We start from the raw sequence: 21,641 nt of genomic DNA on the forward strand, positions 1-21,641 counted from the left end.
AGTGGATAATATATTTATTTTAGGTGGGAGAAATGAAGAGTGAAATCGATAACTATTTACCATTATGACGCATTTAGTAAAGAGCCAAACAAAGGGAACCCTGCTGGAGTAGTGCTGAACGGGGATGATTTAACAGATTTTGAGATGCAAGAAATAGCTTACAGGGCAGGTTTCAACGAGACTGCATTTTTAGTCAATTCGAATGTGGCTGATCTTGGAATACGTTATTTTTCACCAGGACAAGAAATGGATTTATGTGGACATGGAACAATTGCTGCTGTATATGCTTTAAAGTCTAAGAATTTATTGAATGATAAGAGTAAACTAACAATTGAAACGAAAGTAGGGATTTTACCTATCAGAATAGATTCACAAGCGGATGGTGAGGAATACATAACTATGAAACAAGATTCCCCACAATTAAAAGACTTTAGCGGTTCGTACGAAGAATTGGCCCATTCAATCGGAATTAATAGAGATGATATAGAATCTGATTTACCCACTGTATATGGTAGTACAGGTTCATGGACATTGTTAGTTCCAATTAAGAAACTTAGCATTTTTAATAAAATGAAAGCTAACAATGAGCTATTTCCATCCGTATTAAAAGAAATACCTAAAGCATCTATTCATCCTTTTTGTTTGGAGACGTACGATCAAAATGCAGATATGCATGCTCGTCATTTCTCTTCACCATATTCCGGTACAATTGAAGATTCCGTTACAGGAACAGCCTCAGGAGTGATGGGTGCTTATTACGCCGAATACATAAATAGAAACTTCGAAAACCATCTACGTATTTTAGTAGAACAAGGCCATGAAATGGGAAAGGATGGTCGTGTACTAGTTAAAGTCTCGAAAAATGAAAAAAGTTATGATATTGAAATTACAGGAACTGCAGTATATGTAAAAGAGCTTGAAATAGTTTTTGTTACGAACAAACACAACAAGGTTTAGATTTTTTGACAAAACAAAATCTCCTCATTTAGTAACCTGAGGAGATTGTTGAATAAGTATTTGGAAGTTGCAGGTCATGCTATTTTACATTAAATGTTAAAGTTTCGCGTATTCAGGATTAGCCACTTTTACGAGCTGTTTTCCCAGATTTGTTCCTTTAAATAAACCAAGGAATGCTTCTGGTGTATTTTCAAATCCTTCAACAATTGTTTCTTCATATTTCAGTTTGCCTTGCAGTAGCCATTTACCTAAGTCGGTAAACCCTCTTTCAAAATCAGTGGCAAAATCGCCTAGCGTGAAGCCTTGCATCATAGCGCTCGTCTTGATCATAGCTGATTGAATACGTGGACCTCTATCTTTTCCTTCAGCATTGTAGGAAGAAATTGATCCGCATAATGGAATACGAGCATTTCGATTTAGCATTGTAAAAACAGCGTCTGAAACGTCGCCGCCTACATTATCGAAATAGACATCTACTCCAGCAGGTACGGAATTTTTTAAATCTGTCCAGAAACTATCCTTTTTATAATTTACAGCTGCATCAAAGCCGAGTACATTCAATAAGTAGTCAATCTTTTCATCTGAACCTGCAATACCTACTACTTTGGCACCTTTGATTTTCGCGATTTGTCCAACTACTGATCCAACTGCCCCGGCAGCCCCAGAAACGACGACCGTTTCGCCTTCTTGGGGTTTTCCGATATCAAGCAATCCAAAATAGGCAGTTAAACCTGTCATGCCGAGAATACCTAAATGTGTTGAAATAGGTGCCATTTTAGGGTCTATTTTGCGAATTTCATTTGGAGTAGCTACGGTATATTCAGCCCAGCCAAGATTCCCAACAACGACATCACCTTGTTTAAAGGCGTCTGACTGGGATTCAACTACTTCAGCTACGACACCCCCTGAAATGACCTTATTCAATTCAAATGGAGCAATATATGACTTGGCATCTTGCATTCTTCCACGCATGTATGGGTCAACAGATAAATAAAGCGTCCGTACTAAAATTTCATTTACTTTTGGTGAGGGAACTGAATTCTTTACAAAGGTAAAGTCTTCTTTCGCAGGCATTCCTTTGGGACGATTTGCTAGGTGAATTTCCTGTTGTATCAATTGCTTCATTGCAATTCCTCCTTTGTAGTTTGCCGAATTAGTTGGCAAGTGAAAACCCTAACACTCAAGAGTTACTAAGGTCAATGATTATGGACTGGTGTTTCTTTTCCATTGAATTGCTATTGTTCAGCCTTGCTTTCTCCTGTGGACGAACTCCAAAATAGTATCCAAAAGTGTTATAATTATACTTAACTATAATTTGATGTTATTAATTTTAACTAAAGGAGGGCTTTAAACAAAAATGAAGAAAATAAATACAATGTTTCTCGCTTTAGCATTAACGGTAGCTTTACCGACGACAGCTACTGTTGGATTAACAGCTAACGCGGCAGAAGCTCAAGTCGTTAAATCAGAAGACGTCACGACAGCTGCAAAATTTACGGATATTCCAAATAGCCACTGGGCGAAAAATGAAGTTATGCAACTTGTAGAAATGGGCATAATGACGGGTTACGGCGATATGCAATTTCGTCCGGATCTAGCAATGACAGTTGGAGAGGCTACTCAATCTTTTACAAAAGCGGGATATGAATTTTTAATCAAAGACGTGACAGGCAATTCTTTTGGTATGGAAGAACCTTTAACACGTAGGCAAATGGAGTTGGCATTAGTAGATGCATTTAATTTGCAAGATAGTGCATTAATCGAATGGCCAAGTCTTATTTCATTGGATAAAGGAAGTGTAGGCGCAGTTCCACAATACAGAATTATGCCAGGCATACAAAAAGGTCTATTCAATCACGGATCACAAGTAGACCGCGCTACTTTTGCGGTGATTCTGCATCAAGTACTTGTGGAGAAGGGGAACATTGCAACTACCAAAAAATATGAATTAACGAACTTAGAGCTGTCGCCTAATTTTACTCGGATTCCCTCTGCTGTGAATTTAATGAAGGTGTCATTTGATGAACATCCGATTTACCTAAGATCGACAGAGAATATACTTTTCACGAATCATACGAGAATCGATAACTCATTTTCACGAGATAATATTTACACTTATGACATCGGTATAGAAGGTGCGACCATTGAGTTAACGGTTCGTTCATTTGATAATGGCGATTACTTCTTATTTTCGAAAATCAATAACCCTACTGAATCTGCTGTAACAGTAGATGTCATTCAAAAAGAAAATGAAGTGGCTTCATTTGAGCTAAACCGTTATGATAAATACAAGATTAAACGTAATGATAAAGACGTTTTTGGCAGTGACACAACATCCTATCCGACAGGTTTACTCCAATTTGTGAAGCTAGATGGATCAGTGAAGGAGCGGATGGTTGGTCAGTCTTATTTGTCAAAGCAATTGTCATTAGAGTATGAGAATGATGGCTACAGTTACATGCGTCAATTGCTCGGTGAAAAAGAGGCACTGTCTTATGCTAAGGTTGGAACAACATTATTATCTGTGCATACGTTAAATTCAAAAGGCAATGACATTGTAGATCAGTGGTATATGAATGCAGATGACCAATTATTTGCGAATGAAGAGAATATGGAGAGCTGGATGCTTGAGTCAGCTAAGTATTATAAAAAACGTAATAATTGGTATACGGCGGGTGGCCCATACAATAATATGGCGATAACCACAGAGCCAATGCCTGATACAGGGCAAGGATATGGGCGGAACTTACTTCTATTAAAAGAAGATCGTGCGCTGGTTTTATATAATGAGCAAGAGGATCGTTATTTTGAGAACTTAATTTACAACTCATTTGTTAACTTGAAGAATTTCAAAGGTGACAAAGATTATTGGGAAACAGAAGTTACAAGCACCTATTTGAAAGATTTATATGACATTACAGCTCCATTCATTGATACACGTTTTAATGAGCAAATCGCGCTTTTCTACTATAATAGTGGCGCTGATTTTGGAATTGATAATGCAAAAGAACCATTGCGTAATTATGCTGACTTACTGGTCTCGCAAAAAAGTAAAGGAAACGTCATTGCTGTGAATGACGAGTCTTACTACATCGCGGATTACTTCCCGATTGCACAGCAAGTAACGACGCATGCCTCTATGAATCATGTGTTGGGCGGTATGAACGTTTTACTCATGGCTTATAATGAGTTCGGTGATCAGAAGTATTTAGATACAGCGCAGGCTATACAAACAGCGATTGTAGCGGATAAAGATGATTGGATTCGTGATAATGGCGATATTTGGTATCGTATTTCCGCATTACATGACTATAAAGGCGATGATTACAAGCACCTGACTTTAGAGGACTTAATAAATTCGTACAAACTTTGGAAAGATATTGATCCGACGTATTTGCCTTTATTAGAAGAAATGATTGCTTCAAAAGCTTCGTTTTTATCGAATGAAAATTTAGGTTACACAACTAAAATAAAGAACGGGTTACGTGATATCGACTTATCGAACTATCTTCCTAAAGGGGAAGAAAGAACAGATGCATTGTGAAGAAGAAAAAACTAAATAGATACTGCTAGGGGAGCCGTTTAGGCTGAGACACATCATAGATGTAAACCCTTCGAACCTGATCTAGTTCATACTAGCGTAGGGAAGCAGCTGAAACTCTACACTCAATGTCTTTATATACGTAGAAAACAGCCGCCTTCCGATTATGGAAAGCGGCTGTTTTCTGTTCCAGTGTATATATGTTGAACAAATGAAATAAAGATAGTGAACTGCGCGAAGGCGCATTACAAGGGCTAGCGCCGTAGTGAATTCAATGGAATTCTTTATTACAACGTATATAGATTCACCTACCAAAAATATAGATAAGGGATGGATGAGTAAAATGGAAAATAAAATTAGTAACCTAGTTGATGAACGTCTAGAGGAGTTAGTGCAATTGCTAGCGGACCTCGTTCGTTTCCCGACAGTTAGTCCACCGGCAAGAAATACAACAGGCGTACAGCGGTATATTCAAGATTTTTTAGCACAAGAAAAATTTGAAACGGTTAGTTGGGATGTATTTCCTGGCGACCCGAACGTTGTAGGCGTTAAAAAGGGAACGGATGGAAACCTGTATAACAGCCTAATCATTAATGGACATATAGACGTTGCGGAAGTGGGGGATGAAACAGAGTGGACTGTGCCTGTCTTTGAACTAACGACTAAAGATGGCAACGCATATGGGCGAGGAACATCCGATATGAAAGGTGCAGTAGCGGCGACTTTACTAGCCGTTAAATTATTAAACGAACTAGGTGTGGAACTGAAAGGTGATTTGCAAATTCAGACTGTCATTGGGGAGGAAGCGGGAGAGGCTGGAACACTTTCATGTATGGAAAAAGGCTATACAGCAGACTTTGCACTTGTAGTCGATGGCAGTGATAGTCAAATCCATGGTCAGGGTGGTGTGATTACCGGCTGGATAACGATTAAAAGTAAGGAAGTTTTCCATGATGCAATGAGGATGAGTATGCTTCATGCAGGCGGTTCGGTTAATGGGGCTAGTGCGATAGAAAAGATGATGAAGGTTATTGCTGGATTACAAGATTTAGAACGTCACTGGGCTGTGACAAAAAAATATCCGGGTTTTGCGCCTGGCACCACTACTATTAATCCAGCAGTTATAGAAGGAGGAAGGCATGCAGCTTTTGTGGCGGATGAATGTCGGCTCTGGATCACCGTTCATTTCTATCCGAATGAAACCTATCAATCTGTAACAAAAGAAATCGAAGAGCATTTGAACCATGTAGCAAAAGCAGACACGTGGTTAAGAGAAAATCCCATTCACTTTCGCTGGGGTGGAAAATCAATGATTGAAGAACGTGGAGAAATATTTCCGGCGCTTGAAATGAATGCGGACCATGCAGCTGTTCAACTTCTTGCGCATTGTCATGAACAAACCGAAAAAAGTCCTGCAATAATAGGTATGTCGAGATCAGTAACAGATGCGGGCTGGCTAGGAGCAGCAGGAATTCCAACTGTTATCTATGGTCCTGGAAAGTTGGAAGAGGCACATTCAGTCGATGAAAAGATAAACATTGAAGAATTAGTGGTATTTACCAAGACGCTTATGTTATTTATAAATGAGTGGTGTAATACGAAAAAATAGGAGTGCAAGTAATCTCCCCGTTCATCTACTACTATTAAACTGTTACATGTTGAACAAATGGATGCCTATATAAACTAAGCGAAGGCGCCTTACAAGGGACAGCCTAAACCTTAAGAAAAGCTTAAAAGTCTACGTTTGACTTGTACATTTGCGGCTAGCTTTGGACGAAATGATTACAACACCTTTACCGCGGGTTAAATGTGGCTGGAAATGCCAGCTACACTCTTTTCGGTAATCCTGTTACAACTAACTGTCCACCACATACCTACAATGTTTAAGTGGAAAATGCAACTACTTTGGAAGATGGAAGAATAACTACCTTTCTATAAAAGTTGCAAGTGCCCGAAGATGAAATTTCGGGCACTCTGCTGCATTTAACAAGCTTTCCTTACTTACTTTGGCAAAAATCATACAAGTAACAATGTGATGCCATATAGAAAGTGACCCTTTCTAAAATACAAAAAGGAAATACTATAGAGTGGGATTAGGCAGCCAAAATTGCATCTTTGGCTGCCCCTTTATGGATAGGAATGTAGTTATTCACTCGTTCCCAAAAGCATCAGAACTTAGTGTAGCTGTACCTTTGAAGAGCGGCGGACGAAGGGCCCCCATACAATTAACGAAAAAGCAGCGTAGGATGCGACAAAGTCGCATCCTACGCTGCAAGAAATTCCGATAATGGTGCAGTAGTCGTTCAGTCCAAAGCGATTCAAAAGCACATGTACATAAGGCTTCTAGTGTTTTATCACAAAAGTAAGCAGTCATGTGTTTCAACATATAAATAAGTGAAGCTATTACTTATACGGTATCAATTGATTTCTATGTTTCCAGATAGATTATTATGAGATACCTTAACGAGCCGTTTCACGCCGAACGATCGGAGCTACTTGTGTTGCTAACATTTCAATACTCGCTGCGACTTTAGAAAACGGCAAGCCGCCGATATCCATTTGTGCAATGAATCGTTGATGTCCAAATAGTTCGTGTTGGTGGAGAATCTTCTCAATTATTTGCTGAGGGCTGCCGACAAATAATCCGGTTTCGGGACTGGCCATATAATTGAAATCAGAGCGGGATATTCTCGTAATCATTCCATGTTGTTTGTTCACATATCCCCAATAATTTGCATAGTAAGGATAAAATTCGTCTTTCGCTTGTTGGGATGTCTTTGTTATATACGTATGTCCTGTTACAGCCACTTTTAAATCCTCTACACGATGTCCGGCACTTATGCCAGCTTGGCGATACAAATCAACAAGTGGTTTGAAACGAATTGGATCCCCACCGAGGATAGCTAATGCTAAACCAGTTCCAAGTTTTCCAGCTCGTATTGCACTATCAGGTGTTCCACCTACACCAACCCAAATCGGCAGTTTATTTTGAACAGGGCGCGGGGCAATCATAGAATTAGTTAAAGGCGAACGGAATGACCCATTCCAATTGACGATTTCATTGGTATTCAATTCTTGAAGCAGTCGTATGTTTTCATCGAACAGTTCGTCATAATTGTTTAAGTCATGACCGAATAACGGAAAAGATTCAACGAATGCACCACGACCTGTAATAATCTCAGCGCGACCATTCGAAATTAAATCGAGTGTAGCAAAATCCTCGAATAGGCGAACAGGGTCGACTGTGTTCAAAACAGTCGTTGCACTCGTCAATTTAATACGCTTCGTGTTTTGTGCCACTGCCGCCAGAACAACTGGCGGAGCTGATACGGCATAGTCTAAGCGGTGATGCTCACCGACACCAAAAATATCAAGTCCGGCTTCTTCAGTCAGCTTTCCAATAGCCAATACTTCATGAAGGCGCTGATGAATACTTATTGTTTTTCCAGTTAGGGGATCTGGACCAAGATCCCCAAATGTATATATTCCAATTTCAATTCCGGGTTTCCTAGTTTCTGTTTGCATTGTTCTCATCTCCTAAAACTAAGTTATTCCGCTTCAGAAACAAGGGTGAAACGTTCATTTATATGTTGAGGATTTTCGATTTCATCAAGAACTGCAATTGCATAGTCAGCATAGCTTACATAGCTGTCACCTTTTGAGTTCACGATTAAATTGTCTTTTCCTTTTTGATACGAACCCGTTCTTTTTCCTTCAGGATTAAAGAATGCTGCTGGGCTAATGAATGTCCATTTAACTCCACTCGTCTTTTGCAGGTCTTCTAAGTTCTTTCCTTGATTGGAAGCAGTTGCAAAGTATTCTTCAGGGAATTCCGGTGTGTCAATTAGACGGATGGTTTTTGCTTCATCTACAAACAAGCTTCCCGCGCCACCTACAACAATTAATCTTGTTTCTGGAGCGCCTTCAAACGCCTCTATTAACTCTCTTCCGGCATCTAGATGAAGATGTTCCTGTCCTGCAGGAGCACCGAATGCATTTACAACAACATCAAATTGACGAAGGTCTTCAGCTTGTAGATCAAATATATCTATTTCGAGGGCGACAACATTTTCTTCAGTTAGTTTTGCTGCATTTCTAACGATAGCTGTTACTTCGTGTCCACGGTCATTCGCTTCTTTTACAATAAGGCTTCCTGCTTTTCCTGTAGCTCCGATAATTCCAATTTTCATGTTTAAATCCTCCAGTAAATTAGTTTTTTTATGCACATAAAATAATGCGCGCCTAGTGATTTGAAGCCATTGGCTATAATTAATCCAACTGTAACTGTAATGGTTACAGTTACAGCGACGGCTAAAAAATCGAATGAACTATCCGATTTTTTGTGTTAATACCGATACTAATTCTTCCATCGTAATTTCATGTAACACAGATTCCATCGCTTCTTGAGCTCGAAGTAAAATCAGCTCAAGAACTGCCTCAATGTTGGCGCCAACCGGGCAATTTGGATTTGGTTTTTCATGAAATTGAAAAAGTTCGCCTTCTTCCACGACTTCGACTGCTCTGTACACATCGAGTAAAGTAATATCTTTTAAAGGTTTTTGAAGCGTAGCTCCCCCAAGACCTTGCCGAACTTGAATAAGTCCTGCATTTCTTAGTTTACCAATTATTCTTCGTATGACTACAGGATTTGTATTCACACTTTCCGCAATCCATTCCGAAGTACAAAGCTCGTTACTTTCAATCGCCACGAGGGATAGAATATGAACTGCAACTGTAAAGCGACTACTGATTTTCATTGCAAGTAACCTCCCGGTGTAATCATTATAGTTACAACGCGTATTGATTGTCAATTGTTATTATTCAAGTGATGGGGTGTGGATTGTAGAACGCTTGGCGCTTTGGGGATGCCTTTCGCCGTAAGCCTGGATATCGCTTCGCATCCAGTCTTACGGCTTCGGCGACCCCTTTGTCGCGCCTGCGCTAGGGTATTCATTATCGAGAGAAATGTAATTTTGAGATGTATATGCTGAGATAATAAGGTGATTACTAGTTGATACTAATTATATTAAAGAAAGACGTACTCCAACTTGCAGATTTCATCACAGCTAATGAAATGCTCTTTCTCACATAGAACATCCAGCGGAGGCGCGTCTTCGTGGTAGCCGGAGCGATAAGACTGAAAGGGGTCTTCTTTCTGGCTTATCGCGGGAGGCATCCACAAAGCGTCGAAGCGGTATTGGTAGGAGTTCTATTTTATGCTAGGTATCAGACTTTTCAACAGCCTCCCAAAAGCCTTGTAAAGTGCATACGCCATATTCATTTGTTCAACATATATAGGGTATTTGATCTTGATACAGAGCTGGAAATTATGGTTTTAGGGACTTATACTAAACAAATTTTAGAGAACCGGTTCTTGTTAACTTCACGAAACCTCTTATTGAAAAATGTAGTTATCTAGACCAATAAAGTGTTAACGACTTTGAAAAATGACTTTAAAACCAATGCCGATATAAACTAATCCTAAAATTTTTCCGCCCCACCGGCCAATCCCTAATCTCGGCTTCATCAGTCGCCCAATCGTACCCGTACCAATTGCCAAAATTGTTGTATAGATCATACTCAATGCAACGAAAATAATGCCTAGAATTAGAAATTGGATAAAGGTTGACCCATTTTCCGGCTTTACGAATTGTGGGAAAAAAGCTAAAAAGAAAAGAGCAGTTTTCGGATTCAAAGCTTCCACCAAAATACCATGCCCGTAAGCGCGTGATGCTGACACCTGTGAAATATCAGGCATCTTGGTTGTCGAAGCTTTTGCCAAAATCGCCCGAATACCCATATATAATAAATAGGACGCTCCCGCGAATTTCACAGCATTGAAAGCAACCGCGGAAGTCATTAGAATTGCTGATAATCCAACAGCAGAAAATAACGTATGAATGAAATCTCCTGTTGCTATGCCAAGCCCAGTCATGATTCCGGTTTTACGACCTCCCTGTGCCGCCCGGGTAATCGTTAATAAGACAGCAGGTCCTGGTATCAAAAACAATCCGATGACGACGATAATAAATGCGCTCAAAGTAGAGATATCAAGCATTTCACCACCCCTTTCGACTATTTTAATAAACAAACTAAATTTAAGACCGCTGGTACAGACAAAATTCCGAATTGCATTAGTGCCAAATGCCTTTTTTTATTCTCCATACTTTCCCTGGTTTCTCGCTTCAATATAATAGCCATCTAACTCTACTGCTATTGCTTCGTTAACATTTATATCTTTTATCTTATATAACTTTGTACCTTTTGGAACGAAATTTGAAAAAACCCCTTTATAGTATCCTTCATTTTCTACATACTTTTTCACCGTGCCAATTTCTTTCTCTACATCAACAATAACCGATTTATCAATTTCGTATATATCTTCGTTCCATACTACAAAATGGAATGCCCAATCTGTGCTACTCTGTTTACAACCTACAAGCAGTGTGAAAAAAATAGTGTAAAATATAAAGGTTGTAATTTTAGCTTTGTTCAATGTTTTTTTATTTTTAATTTCTAACATCATAGTTTTAATTCACCTCCTAAATCTAAGGTACCCACTGAATTATTAGTGGAAATATGTAAAACAATTGATTGCTATATCTAAATTACTTGCAGAAAAATAAAAAATACCAATTGTAGTGAGGGGAATTATGATTCAATCTGTGCCCTACACTAACAAAAGGAGCATAGATTATTACTAGTGTGAACGAGAATTTAGTTTTTTGTCAATTTCTAACCGAATGAATTTATGATACATCATTGTTCAGAAACTTAGTATTGATTCAATGTATAATAGAGGTTAAAAGGACGTGAGAAAGTGTGTCTGATTAATTTTCATTACGCTGACCATCCAATGTACAAATTGATTGTAGCTGCAAATCGAGATGAGTTTTATGAACGTCCGACAGCTTCCGCAGAATTTTGGACGGATCAGCCTGATATATTGGCAGGACGTGATTTATTGCATATGGGGACTTGGCTCGGTATAACGAAGTCTGGTCGATTTGCAGCATTGACGAATTACCGTGATCCGGGAGAAGCTAATGCCGACAAAAAAACGCGGGGGGATATCGTCACAAATTTTTTGGCGGGGAACGTGTCGCCCGAAGTTTTCCTCGAAACGTTAAAAGAGAGAAAAGATGATTATGCAGGATTCAACATTCTCGTTGGTGATGCTGATTCCTTATTCTACTTTTCCAATAAGCAACCAGAAATTATGGAAGTATCCGCAGGAACACATGGTTTGAGCAATCAATTTCTAAACACTGCTTGGCCGAAAGTGGTGAAGGGGAGAACTACACTTCGGGATTATGTATTGGAACACGCTATTATTGATACTGATGCACTGTTCGAACTCATTTCTGATGCTGACGTCGCGCCAGATGCACTATTGCCGAATACGGGGGTAGGCTTGGACCTCGAACGGCAACTATCACCGCTCTTCATCAAAACTCCTAATTATGGAACCCGTTCGTCTACTGTTTTGTTAGTAGGGCATGATCTAAGCATTACTTTCGTTGAGCGTACTTTTGTAAACGGAGAATTGGCGAATGAAAGGAAGTATTTCATCTGATGTATTTACCACAAATACATATACAGAATTCCGAATATCTAGTGTGCAAGTTGCCAATCGATTCAGTTGATCGGAAACATTTTTCAGTCTTAATTGAAAAAGCTATAGAAAGCTCAAAATAGACCCTAACATTTTATAGAGGTACGACCATTTCAGGGACCAGGGTTTCCAAGCGAACGGTGCGATTGTTACAGGTCCAGTCAAAGAATTAATGAAACTGCAAGAATTAAAAGGAATTCATAGCGTTTCATTAGGTGAAATTACGTATTGGAATTGGGATGCAGAATAAATCTGTTAGAATGAGATAAAGTGGTTGTTTGTGATTAGGTAGAAAGGATTGATTTTTAACTTCTGATTAATCATAAAAATACTTATGTTTCATGGGCCATGTCTAAGTGGTATAAAATGAGAAGGAAGGAGCTGCAGATAAATGGCTTTCATACATATTAGCGTGTTTATCGTAGCAATCGCGTTTGCGCTTGTTTCAGTATACTTTGCAAAATTGCTTTTCCGCGTGTCAGGTATCATTGGGACTGTTGGAAAGACTGTCAGTACGTTTGAAACTAAACTGGATAAGTCGGTTATTGAATTGGAACGAACGATTGCGGAGGCAAATACTACGGCAACAGATATTGAAGAAAAATCACTGGCATTAAATAGTGTTTTTTATACGGTCAAGCATGTTGGGGATTCGTCATCATTATTGAGTGAGGAATTGGAAGTGCGAACTGAGCGCTATGCACAAAACTCTTCATTGCCGGGGATAAAACCGTTCGTGCGCGTCATTCAGTTTTCTGAATTCGCTTCAAGCCTATTAACTTCTTGGCAACGTGGAAAACGTACTTAATTTAAAAAATTGAAATGAGGGATGGATATGGATTTAATGGGAATCGGCGTATTGCTGATTGGAATCGCGTTATTGGTACTTGCCATTTATCTCGCACGCGTATTGAATAATGTTGCTTCTATTTTAAATGGTGTTGATAAGACAATTGAACAACTACCAACTCAATTGGACGGCATCTTACAGGAGACAGGGAACTTAATCCAAAATAGTAATAACACTCTTGCTGATGTCAATGAAAAGCTTGGAACGCTGTCACCTTTGTTTCATATCGTCGGTGATGTTGGTGAGTCTACAAGGATATTGTCATCTTCACTTGTCGATTTGACTGCTTCCGCTAAGAATAAAATGAGCGAAGCAGATAGAGACAAGCAGGATAAGAGATTGGGTGGTTTATATGGTACTGCCGCTCTCGGATTCTATACAATGAGAAAAACTAAAATGGCTAAAAAACGGTCTGGTGTAATTCTTGGGAAAAACTTGTATAGCGAAGGTGAGAAACATACAATTGCTATTAATAAGATGAAAGAAGAAGCAAAAGAGGCTGTTAGTAGGGGAGAATAAAAATCGTGTGGAGGGATTAAGATTCCCTTCACACGATTTTTATTTGCTTAATTTGATTTTGTTTTAGGCATTTTTTCTGAGATTTCGTGTCTCTTCTGTGAAAGGAAGAATAGGAATGACAGTAGGCCAAAGATACCTTCATACTTTTTGCTTGTCACAAATTCCTTTGCGCCAGTAGTTTGTTGTTTTAACGAAGTTGTTTTATCAAGAGCAGCGGATGTGAACTTTTCTGCCTCTTTACCTACCTCTCCGATAATGTGGAATACTGGACTAATATCAGTTACTTGTTGATTGACGTTAGCGAGTGTCGTATTGCTTGCTTGAAGTACGGTCGTGGCTTGGCTTGTTACATCGTCTAATACCTTTGGCAGACGATCTGTTGTCTGTTGGAGGCTTCCAAGTACAGACGCTAGTTTTTTAATCGGTTTCAATAAATAAATGACGAGTATAGCAAATGCGATTCCGATAATGAGTACACCAATACCTAACCAATCCATATTGAATCACCTCATTTAATTTTTATGCTTTTCCTTTTGAAAACGGTAATAAACCCGTGCCGCTGTCTCAGTTAGAACCGTTGCTTTCTCCATAAAATCACGATATTTTTCGGGAGGTGTAGCAACATCATCCGAAATCGCAAGAATCGATCTGTTCATATGATCCGTGGAGTTTCCAAGTTTTTTTGCAGAGTCGGATAAGCTATTCAATGTTTGTAGTTTGTTTTCCGCATCATCGGCAATTCGGTTCGTCTTTTCCATCAATTGCTCGGATTGTTCAGTGATGCCAGTGAGTTTCGTCTCAACCCGTTTCAGTGTTTCTGAAACCTCTCCCATGGTCTGTTTTGCACTTTTTAATGTGATGATAACAAAAATGACAATAAGCAATAAGGATAAGGATGCAATGAGGGCACTTACATATAAAAGAATTTCCATTAATACTTCATCTCCAATTCGGACTATATATGTTGATATAAAGAATTCCATTGAATCTGCTGCGGCGCCTTCGCTGAGTTTATATAGAGATTCATTTGTTCAATATATATAGTAAATTATCTTTATCTCTTTTCTACCACTATACAGCCCTCACTAAACACTTACAACAGTTTGGATGCAGTTGAACTCGGATTTTGGAGTTGTCATTTAGGGTAGGCGGAGGGGAGGTTCAAATAAGCTATAGAGCATAGTAAGATAAAAACTTACGTCTGTTGATTAACCATTTAGTTGCATAAAATACTGGTGAGTAGGGCTTAATGACCTTGATTTTCACTGGACTATTTTCGGCCCGCTTTCGGTTAACTATTCATGACAGATTTACTGAGGGGTCCTAGTGTGGCTAGAAGTGTCTCCGTCACTTCTAGCCACACATTTTTCAGTAATCCTGTTGTGAATTGTTGCCTGTCGCGTCCCTACAATGTTCAAGTGAAAAATGCAGTTATGTTTGAATGAAGTGAATAGATGACTTTCTATAGAGAGTGTAAGTGCCCGAAGATGCAATTTCGGGCACTCTTGCACGTTGTACAATGCGTACCTTGCTTACTTTTAGTAAAGATTATGCATCTAATTCATGTGATGTCTTATAGAAACTGACACATCTTTAATAAAAAAGTGAAAACCATATAGGAAGCATCAGCCGCCAAAATTGCATCTTTGGCGGCTTTTATCCAGGTAGATGCCCCTCTATTTTTTCGTCCAAAAAAGATTCAGCACTACGAGTACTTTGGATTTGGATCACGACGGATAAAGGACCAGCATACGATTACCGAAAAAATGTGTAGGGATTCGACAAAGTCGCACCCCTACACATCCAGGCATCTCGGTAATCGTATAGAAGTCATTCTATCCAAAGCAATCCAAAGTCAACTATTCACGTAGCGCCCAGTAGCTGATCATGATATTCACTGGTTACTATTGGTTAATTAATAGACGTGATAAAAGCTCAACTTTCTCTATTCATACAAGAGAAAGTTGAGCTTTTAATCATGAAAAAATCTAAGGTTTATTAATACTTAAACTTGGAAATCAATTCTTTTAATTCTTCTGCCATAAAGGATAGTGATTCAGCCGATGAAGAAATTTCCTCCATCGAAGCTAGCTGCTCCTCTGAAGATGCAGCTACTTCTTGGGAAGCAGCTGCATTGCCTTGCGCGCTGTTTGCAATTTCATTTGCCGTGATAGTGACTCCTTGAACAGCGCCGGCTACTCTTTGAGCAGTGGCCGAGACTTCTTCCATTTGAGGTGTGATCTCTTTCATACTGTGAATGATGTGATTGAATTTCTCAATGGCTTCATTTGATACATCTACACCTTCTTGTACATTTTCCGTAATACGTTCCATGATTTCAACGGAGTTCTCTGTATCTACTTGAATGCCTTCCACGATTTCACGGATTTCTTTTGCAGAGTTCTGAGATTGTTCCGCTAGTTTACGAACTTCATCAGCTACAACAGCAAATCCTTTACCATGTTCACCAGCTCTTGCAGCTTCAATAGCGGCATTCAAAGCAAGAAGGTTTGTTTGTCCCGCAATATCTGTAATTACATCCAAAATCGAACGCACTTCCTTAGATCGCTCATGCAATGATTTGGTGATTGTGTTCGATTCAATAACAGATTTATGAATTGATGTCATTTGATTAACCGTATCTGTGACCGCTTGACCACCTATTTCAGCTTCAGTCGTTGCACGATAAGATAGTTCAGAAGCCATTGTAGAACTTTCTGCAATTTGCGTGACATCAATAGAAATCGCAGCTAATGCATGTGCAGCGGAGTCTACACCATCTGTTTGCATTTCTGCACTATGTGCTACTTCTTGAATGGAAGTTGCCACTTGTTCTGTAGCATCGCTTGTTTGTTCCGCACTTGCCGATAACTCTTCAGCAGAGGATGCTACTAATTCTGCACTCTTTTCAACGTTTTTAATTAACGTTCTGAGACTTTCCTGCATGTCGTTAAATGCTTGTCCTAAATGTCCGATTTCATCGTTAGTTTGCACATCGATATGCTGTGTTAAGTCTCCTTGGCTTATTGTAATCGCTTTTTCTTTTAGATCTTTGATTGGATTAATGATGGATTTAATAATAAAGTAAACAGTTATCGCTCCTATAATGATCGCAAGCAAGATGATCAAAGCGGTCCTTTGTAGAATAGGTAATGCTGCAGCATTAATCTCTGAGGTGGCTACAGATCCCGCGAGCTTCCAACCGGTTAACTCATTAGTTACGAAAGCCGTTAATCTTTCTTCACCATCGAACTTAGCGTCAAACTGTCCGATTTCCTGAGCATAAAGTTTATCGGATAAGCCAATATTTACTTCATTTCCGGCAGCTTCGGTAGGGTGCGTGATATATTTTTTACTTTTGTCTATTAGAACGGCATATCCTGATTTACCTATTTTTACTTGATTGGTTATATTTTGTAAATGATTCAAGTTGATATCTACTGCCGCAACCCCAGAACCATCTTTTATTACCTGTGAAAGGGTAACAACCATTTCATTTGTACTCGCCGAAATATAGGGATCGGAAATAATGACTTCACCTTTTTTGTTCATTGCCTCTATATACCAGGGTCTTTTTCTAGGGTCGTAATCCGCAGGAATCCCTACATCAGGTTCTTGTATAAATAAACCTTTGTCAGTACCTATATAGATGATTTCGGCTTCCGGATGTAGTTCTATGTACTGAGTGAAGATTTCGCGTAGTTCAGGACTACTATCTCCCTGGTATAGCCTTGAAGTTATATTTGTAGAAAAGGTATTTATATCATGTGTTTTTAGTTGCATCGTATTATCAATTGTTGAATTTAATAAGTTGATATTTTCAGTGAAACCAGCCAATATCTCAGATTTAACCGCGTCTTTGGCCGTCATATAAGCCAGTGCTCCAATAATAATTGCAGGGATAATTAATACGATTGCAAAAGATGTAATTAGTTTCGTTTTAATGTTTCGCAGGCCCATTAAGATTTTTTTCATCCAGCTAACCTCTTTCTCTAACTTTGTGTTTTAAGTCTTTGGAAATAGGGATAATAGTGCTTGATTGCTCAGGTGACTACGTGGAAATACGTAGAACTAAGGAATCATATTTATCCACTAACTTTAGCATACTACTAAACGAAAGAATTGAACATGTCATAATATTCTATATGGTTTGATTAATTATTTTAAAATAATAAATAGGAGAGAAGAAGAAAAAAATTATACTGAAACGAGGGGGATATTTTTTGTGATATTAGTTGAGAATGCAATATTACCAAAAGGGGATTCGGTTAAAATACATTTATATGGATGAAATTAATGCAATTCAAATGGGAAAATAAGGGCTTATTTATTTGACTAGAAAAGTAATGCAATTTTAATAGTGAACCAATTTACTAGAGTAATAGCGTCATTAGGGGGAAAACATAGAAGTTTGTCGTTTAATCAGTAGTTATTTTAAAGGTAGGTAACCTTCGGATTAAATACTATAAATTAGGCACTATTTATTTGGAGTTACTAGATGTTATACCTCACCCGTATAACGAACAAATCTAGCGAAGGAGCGCCACTAATGAAAGGCAGCACATCCGCATACTACAGGCGCCGGAGCAATAAGATCAAGGAGAGATGCAGTTCAATCCCTCCTATGTGATCTTCTGGCGAGCTTATTACGTGAGGCCATCACCATGCGACAAAGCGTTGTTGGAAGAACAGTCTATTTGTTAAGTACCGACTACATAGCAAGAAGTATTGAAAATATGGATCCAAGGATAATGATTGAAATAACGACTATAAAACACATAAATAACATCATTGTGCCAAATCCGCGCCATGCAGAGAAGTTGTGAACAATTCCAATTGCTTTACTCTCGACAACAAGCCCGAAAATAGAAATAGCTAACATAATCCAGGTTTGAAAGAAGAAGAAGCCCACGGACATATTCGTACCTAACGGGCCTGTTGGAGTAGCGAAAAGCTGCTGTCCGTAGAGGGAAATTGCAATGACTCCTATAGGCGCTGTCCAAATCATAGGAATTGCACTGGCTCCGGTTGCAAGGCCCATTTTCCGCATTGTCCCTGTTCCACCTAATAATTTACCAATCCACGTATACGCAACTATAACAACTCCCCAGCCTGCCAGCCCTGAAAGCAAGCTAGAAAAAAGAACGACAACAAGTGTTGTAAATAATGAAAAACCGTTAAAAAAGCCTAAGTCTGCAAATGCCATAATGCTATTGATAAGCGCGGAAATGGAAATTAGGATAAATGGATACATCATTGATTTATGACCAATAATGTATCGAATTGTGGTGCTTGGCTGTGACCAAATCGAAAATAGCGGATTCATTCTTAAATTGCTCCTTTCCGTCAGTTTTCATGATCCACTTTTCTTTTTTATATATTTGAAAATTAGGATGTCTGTATATTAGTTGACTGAAAATGACGAATCGATAGTCATCTCTATTATTTATATTGTATGAGATGCAACCCAGTGCAGGTCACTATTTACCATTACTCTACTGGGGGAAATCGTGCTAAATATGTTGAACAAATGAATACCATATAAACCGAACGAAGGCGCCTAACAATGGGATACTTTATTTCAACCTATATAACCAATAAAAGTGACCTTGACGAGTAGAAAATAGTTATATAAGATAAATCAGTATAATCAATCGGATTAAAAAACAGATAATTGTTATGTGAACTGAGCTGAATTCATTCTGCATAGAGTCTACACATATTACTTTTTATCCCGTTGAAATAAAGGGGGAATTATAGTGAAAAGGAAAGCTTTTAGGTTGACTAGTATTCTAGTGGTACTATTACTAGTACTTACGGCTTGTTCAGAAGATAATAAGAAAGATTCAAAAGAAGAAAATAAGGATGGGGCAGTTAAAGTAGGCGGTTCGTTAGTTTATGCTCGAGGTGCGGATTCTGTAGGGCTAGATCCAATTAATGTAACGGACGGCGAATCGATACGGGTTACACATGCTATTTTTGAAACATTATTTGAATACGATGAGAAGTTGGAATTACAACCTAAATTGGCGGAATCTTTCGAAACGGCTGATGATGGGTTAATGTGGACAATTCATCTTAAAAACGGTATTAAGTTTCACGATGGGACAGATTTCAATGCCGATGCAGTCGTTTTCAATTTCGACCGTTGGATGGATCCACAGAATCCTTATCATATTGGGGATTTTACATATTATCCGTTCCTCTATGGAGGATTTAAAGGGGAACCAAATCACAAAATTGAACATGTAAAGGCAATCGATAATTCAACTGTTGAAATTAAATTGATAGAAAAGACAGCTCCTTTTATTAGCTATTTGGCAATTCCGATGTTTGGTATGGCAAGTCCAGCGGCGATTGAAAAGTACAATGAGAAATTCATTGAACATCCCGTAGGTACGGGGCCATTTGAATTCGAAAGTTGGACACGTAATGACAAAATTGTATTAAAGGCGAACGAAAATTACTATATTGAAGGTCAACCACTTTTGGATAAAATAATTTTCACGGTACTTCCTGATAACTCTGCTCGCTTAAATGGCTTATTATCTGGAGAGGTAGATATCATTGATGGTATGAACCCTAGTGATGCTGATACAGTCGAAGCGAATGACAGTTTAAAACTGGTCAAACGACCAAGTTTTAATAATGGTTTCATGGTATTTAATACGGAAAAGGCACCGTTTGATAATGTAAAAGTGCGTCAAGCGATTAATATGGCTATTGATAAGAAAGGGTTAGTAGATGCATTCTATAATGGCTATGCCGAAGTGGCGAAGAATCCAATACCACCATCACTTTGGGGATACAATGATGATATTGTGGATTATCCATATAATCCTGAAGATGCGAAGAAATTATTGGTGGAAGCCGGGTATCCCGATGGGTTTAAAACAGAGATATGGGCAATGAGTAACCCAAGACCATATATGCCGCAGCCTTTAAAAACGGCTGAAGTGATTCAAGCAAATTTACAAGCGATTGGTATTGAAGCTGAAATCAAAACCTATGAGTGGGCTACGTATCTTGAGAAAACAGGAAACGGTGAGCATACGATGGCAATGTACGGTTGGACAGGTGTGATGGCCGATCCAGACAATTTCTTATCTCCGAATTTAAGTAGCACTAACACTGAGAAACCCGCTAGTAATCGTGCTTTTTATAAAAATGAAGAATTTACATCTTTATTGCAACAAGCTCGTGAAACTTTCGATCAAGAAGAACGAATTAAATTGTATAAAAAGGCGCAGGAAATATTCCATGAAGATGCTCCATGGGTAACAATAGCTCATACAACACCGCCTATTGGCCTTGCCGATTATGTAGAAGGCTTCGAGGCTCATCCAATGGAAAATGATAATTTCGCTAAAATCTATTTAAATAAATAATGGTAAAAGGTCTCAAGTGTTGATTAACCAAAGTTAACCAGGAGATACCGCTTACGATTGTGATAAGACACAAGACGACCAATATACAGGTGTATTCGTATTGCTTTGTGCTGAACGACTACTATACAATTATCGGGATTTCTTGCTGTGTAGGGTTGCCGTTCGTCCTTCGTTCCCCAAAGATATAGGTACACTTAGTACTGAAGCTTTTGGGAACGAGTGAATAGCTACTTTCCTATCCAGAAAGGAGCAGCCAAAGATGCAATTTTGGCTACTTACCCCATCTTTTTAATATTTCCTTTTCGAGTTTAAGGCAGTGTCACACTGTTACTTGTATAATCTTTGCTAAATTAAGCAAAGAGGCTTTATTAAAATCGATGGAGTGCCCGAATTTTCATCTTCTAAAGTAGTTGCATTAACACTTGAACATTGTAGGTTCGCGACGGACAGATAATCGCAACAGAATGGCCGAGGAGGAATGAATTACAATTCCTCCCCAAGGGATGTGGTTGGAAGTGACTTCAACACTTCCAGCCACATTTAACCCGAGGTAAAGGTATTGTGATTATTTAGTCCAAAGCGAGTCAGAAATGTATAGTTGCAAATGCAGACTTATTTGCTTTTCTAACAGGTGCATAATGTAAGAAAGTGGTTAATCAACAGACTTGTTATCTGTTAAACATAAAGAATAGTTGTGTTGGTTAAAACTTGAACAACAATAAGGGCAGCGTCTGCCACGATTTAGAATCGTGTTAGACGCTGCCTCATTTA

17 protein-coding genes, 1 pseudogene and 1 riboswitch are annotated in these 21,641 nt (G+C 38.8%); of the genes and pseudogenes, 8 read left to right on the forward strand and 10 right to left on the reverse strand.

What is annotated here, in order from left to right:
* Positions 1–39: 39 nt before the first annotated feature.
* On the forward strand, positions 40–957 hold the full coding sequence (locus AZE41_RS05940; RefSeq protein WP_067206769.1) for a PhzF family phenazine biosynthesis protein: 918 nt from the start codon (positions 40–42) through the stop codon (positions 955–957).
* 96 nt (positions 958–1,053) lie between these two features.
* On the opposite strand, the gene AZE41_RS05945 is transcribed toward AZE41_RS05940, so the two are convergent.
* Entirely contained in the window at positions 1,054–2,082 is a 1,029-nt protein-coding gene (locus AZE41_RS05945) for an NADP-dependent oxidoreductase (protein ID WP_067206771.1), read from the reverse strand.
* A gap of 232 nt (positions 2,083–2,314) precedes the next feature.
* On the opposite strand from AZE41_RS05945, the gene AZE41_RS05950 reads away from it, so the two are divergent.
* Positions 2,315–4,501, forward strand: a complete 2,187-nt coding sequence (locus AZE41_RS05950) for an S-layer homology domain-containing protein (RefSeq protein ID WP_067206774.1) — start codon at positions 2,315–2,317, stop codon at positions 4,499–4,501.
* A gap of 17 nt (positions 4,502–4,518) precedes the next feature.
* A riboswitch (TPP riboswitch) is annotated at positions 4,519–4,621 on the forward strand.
* Between the two features lie 211 nt (positions 4,622–4,832).
* On the forward strand, positions 4,833–6,107 hold the full coding sequence (locus tag AZE41_RS05955) for an acetylornithine deacetylase (RefSeq protein ID WP_067213863.1): 1,275 nt from the start codon (positions 4,833–4,835) through the stop codon (positions 6,105–6,107).
* Between the two features lie 851 nt (positions 6,108–6,958).
* Here AZE41_RS05955 and AZE41_RS05960 read toward each other — a convergent pair.
* The 5 genes from AZE41_RS05960 to AZE41_RS05985 all read right to left on the reverse strand — a co-directional run bounded on the left by AZE41_RS05960 (position 6,959) and on the right by AZE41_RS05985 (position 11,024).
* Positions 6,959–8,023 carry an LLM class flavin-dependent oxidoreductase gene (locus AZE41_RS05960; RefSeq protein WP_067206777.1) on the reverse strand — a complete coding sequence of 355 codons (1,065 nt, stop codon included), beginning with the start codon at positions 8,021–8,023 and terminating at the stop codon, positions 6,959–6,961.
* 23 nt (positions 8,024–8,046) lie between these two features.
* Positions 8,047–8,688 (reverse strand): NAD(P)-dependent oxidoreductase, encoded by a 642-nt coding sequence (locus tag AZE41_RS05965; protein WP_067206780.1) that lies wholly within the window; start codon positions 8,686–8,688, stop codon positions 8,047–8,049.
* Between the two features lie 138 nt (positions 8,689–8,826).
* Positions 8,827–9,255: an Rrf2 family transcriptional regulator gene (locus AZE41_RS05970; protein WP_067206781.1), complete on the reverse strand. Its 429-nt coding sequence runs from the start codon at positions 9,253–9,255 to the stop codon at positions 8,827–8,829.
* 674 nt (positions 9,256–9,929) lie between these two features.
* Positions 9,930–10,556: a LysE family translocator gene (locus AZE41_RS05980; RefSeq protein WP_067206787.1), complete on the reverse strand. Its 627-nt coding sequence runs from the start codon at positions 10,554–10,556 to the stop codon at positions 9,930–9,932.
* 96 nt (positions 10,557–10,652) lie between these two features.
* The gene (locus AZE41_RS05985) at positions 10,653–11,024 is read right to left on the reverse strand and encodes a hypothetical protein (RefSeq protein ID WP_067206789.1); all 372 of its coding nucleotides are present in this window, start codon (positions 11,022–11,024) and stop codon (positions 10,653–10,655) included.
* A gap of 294 nt (positions 11,025–11,318) precedes the next feature.
* On the opposite strand from AZE41_RS05985, the gene AZE41_RS05990 reads away from it, so the two are divergent.
* From AZE41_RS05990 to AZE41_RS06000, 4 genes and pseudogenes are all read left to right on the forward strand, one after another.
* Positions 11,319–12,074, forward strand: coding sequence for an NRDE family protein (locus AZE41_RS05990; protein WP_067206793.1), 756 nt, complete (start codon positions 11,319–11,321; stop codon positions 12,072–12,074).
* Positions 12,075–12,225: 151 nt separating this feature from the next.
* Positions 12,226–12,363, forward strand: a pseudogene (locus AZE41_RS22585) (anti sigma factor C-terminal domain-containing protein); the annotation flags it as partial.
* 141 nt (positions 12,364–12,504) lie between these two features.
* On the forward strand, positions 12,505–12,921 hold the full coding sequence (locus tag AZE41_RS05995) for a DUF948 domain-containing protein (RefSeq protein ID WP_067206796.1): 417 nt from the start codon (positions 12,505–12,507) through the stop codon (positions 12,919–12,921).
* Between the two features lie 27 nt (positions 12,922–12,948).
* Positions 12,949–13,482 (forward strand): DUF948 domain-containing protein, encoded by a 534-nt coding sequence (locus AZE41_RS06000; protein WP_082786505.1) that lies wholly within the window; start codon positions 12,949–12,951, stop codon positions 13,480–13,482.
* A 47-nt stretch (positions 13,483–13,529) separates the two neighbouring features.
* Here AZE41_RS06000 and AZE41_RS06005 read toward each other — a convergent pair whose 3' ends face one another.
* From AZE41_RS06005 to AZE41_RS06020, 4 genes are all read right to left on the reverse strand, one after another.
* Positions 13,530–13,979: a DUF948 domain-containing protein gene (locus AZE41_RS06005; protein ID WP_067206799.1), complete on the reverse strand. Its 450-nt coding sequence runs from the start codon at positions 13,977–13,979 to the stop codon at positions 13,530–13,532.
* A 15-nt stretch (positions 13,980–13,994) separates the two neighbouring features.
* On the reverse strand, positions 13,995–14,414 hold the full coding sequence (locus AZE41_RS06010) for a DUF948 domain-containing protein (RefSeq protein WP_067206802.1): 420 nt from the start codon (positions 14,412–14,414) through the stop codon (positions 13,995–13,997).
* Between the two features lie 1,066 nt (positions 14,415–15,480).
* Entirely contained in the window at positions 15,481–17,457 is a 1,977-nt protein-coding gene (locus AZE41_RS06015) for a methyl-accepting chemotaxis protein (RefSeq protein WP_067206804.1), read from the reverse strand.
* A gap of 736 nt (positions 17,458–18,193) precedes the next feature.
* Complete coding sequence (locus AZE41_RS06020) at positions 18,194–18,808, reverse strand: YIP1 family protein (protein ID WP_067206807.1); 615 nt, start codon at positions 18,806–18,808, stop codon at positions 18,194–18,196.
* Positions 18,809–19,241: 433 nt separating this feature from the next.
* Here AZE41_RS06020 and AZE41_RS06025 point away from each other — a divergent pair, with 433 nt between their 5' ends.
* Positions 19,242–20,870 (forward strand): ABC transporter substrate-binding protein, encoded by a 1,629-nt coding sequence (locus tag AZE41_RS06025; RefSeq protein ID WP_067206809.1) that lies wholly within the window; start codon positions 19,242–19,244, stop codon positions 20,868–20,870.
* Positions 20,871–21,641 lie beyond the last annotated feature (771 nt).

Origin of the sequence: Sporosarcina psychrophila (assembly GCF_001590685.1) — a bacterium.
GTDB classification, from domain to species: Bacteria; Bacillota; Bacilli; order Bacillales_A; family Planococcaceae; genus Sporosarcina; species Sporosarcina psychrophila.

Coding starts and splice junctions, on each gene's coding strand:
- AZE41_RS05985 (WP_067206789.1), bottom strand. CDS start 11,024: ATGATGTTAGAAATTAAAAATAAAAAAACATTGAACAAAGCTAAAATT.
- AZE41_RS06000 (WP_082786505.1), top strand. CDS start 12,949: ATGGATTTAATGGGAATCGGCGTATTGCTGATTGGAATCGCGTTATTG.
- AZE41_RS06005 (WP_067206799.1), bottom strand. CDS start 13,979: ATGGATTGGTTAGGTATTGGTGTACTCATTATCGGAATCGCATTTGCT.
- AZE41_RS06020 (WP_067206807.1), bottom strand. CDS start 18,808: ATGAATCCGCTATTTTCGATTTGGTCACAGCCAAGCACCACAATTCGA.
- AZE41_RS05950 (WP_067206774.1), top strand. CDS start 2,315: ATGAAGAAAATAAATACAATGTTTCTCGCTTTAGCATTAACGGTAGCT.
- AZE41_RS05965 (WP_067206780.1), bottom strand. CDS start 8,688: ATGAAAATTGGAATTATCGGAGCTACAGGAAAAGCAGGAAGCCTTATT.
- AZE41_RS06015 (WP_067206804.1), bottom strand. CDS start 17,457: ATGAAAAAAATCTTAATGGGCCTGCGAAACATTAAAACGAAACTAATT.
- AZE41_RS05945 (WP_067206771.1), bottom strand. CDS start 2,082: ATGAAGCAATTGATACAACAGGAAATTCACCTAGCAAATCGTCCCAAA.
- AZE41_RS05980 (WP_067206787.1), bottom strand. CDS start 10,556: ATGCTTGATATCTCTACTTTGAGCGCATTTATTATCGTCGTCATCGGA.
- AZE41_RS05995 (WP_067206796.1), top strand. CDS start 12,505: ATGGCTTTCATACATATTAGCGTGTTTATCGTAGCAATCGCGTTTGCG.
- AZE41_RS05970 (WP_067206781.1), bottom strand. CDS start 9,255: ATGAAAATCAGTAGTCGCTTTACAGTTGCAGTTCATATTCTATCCCTC.
- AZE41_RS06010 (WP_067206802.1), bottom strand. CDS start 14,414: ATGGAAATTCTTTTATATGTAAGTGCCCTCATTGCATCCTTATCCTTA.
- AZE41_RS05955 (WP_067213863.1), top strand. CDS start 4,833: ATGAGTAAAATGGAAAATAAAATTAGTAACCTAGTTGATGAACGTCTA.
- AZE41_RS05960 (WP_067206777.1), bottom strand. CDS start 8,023: ATGCAAACAGAAACTAGGAAACCCGGAATTGAAATTGGAATATATACA.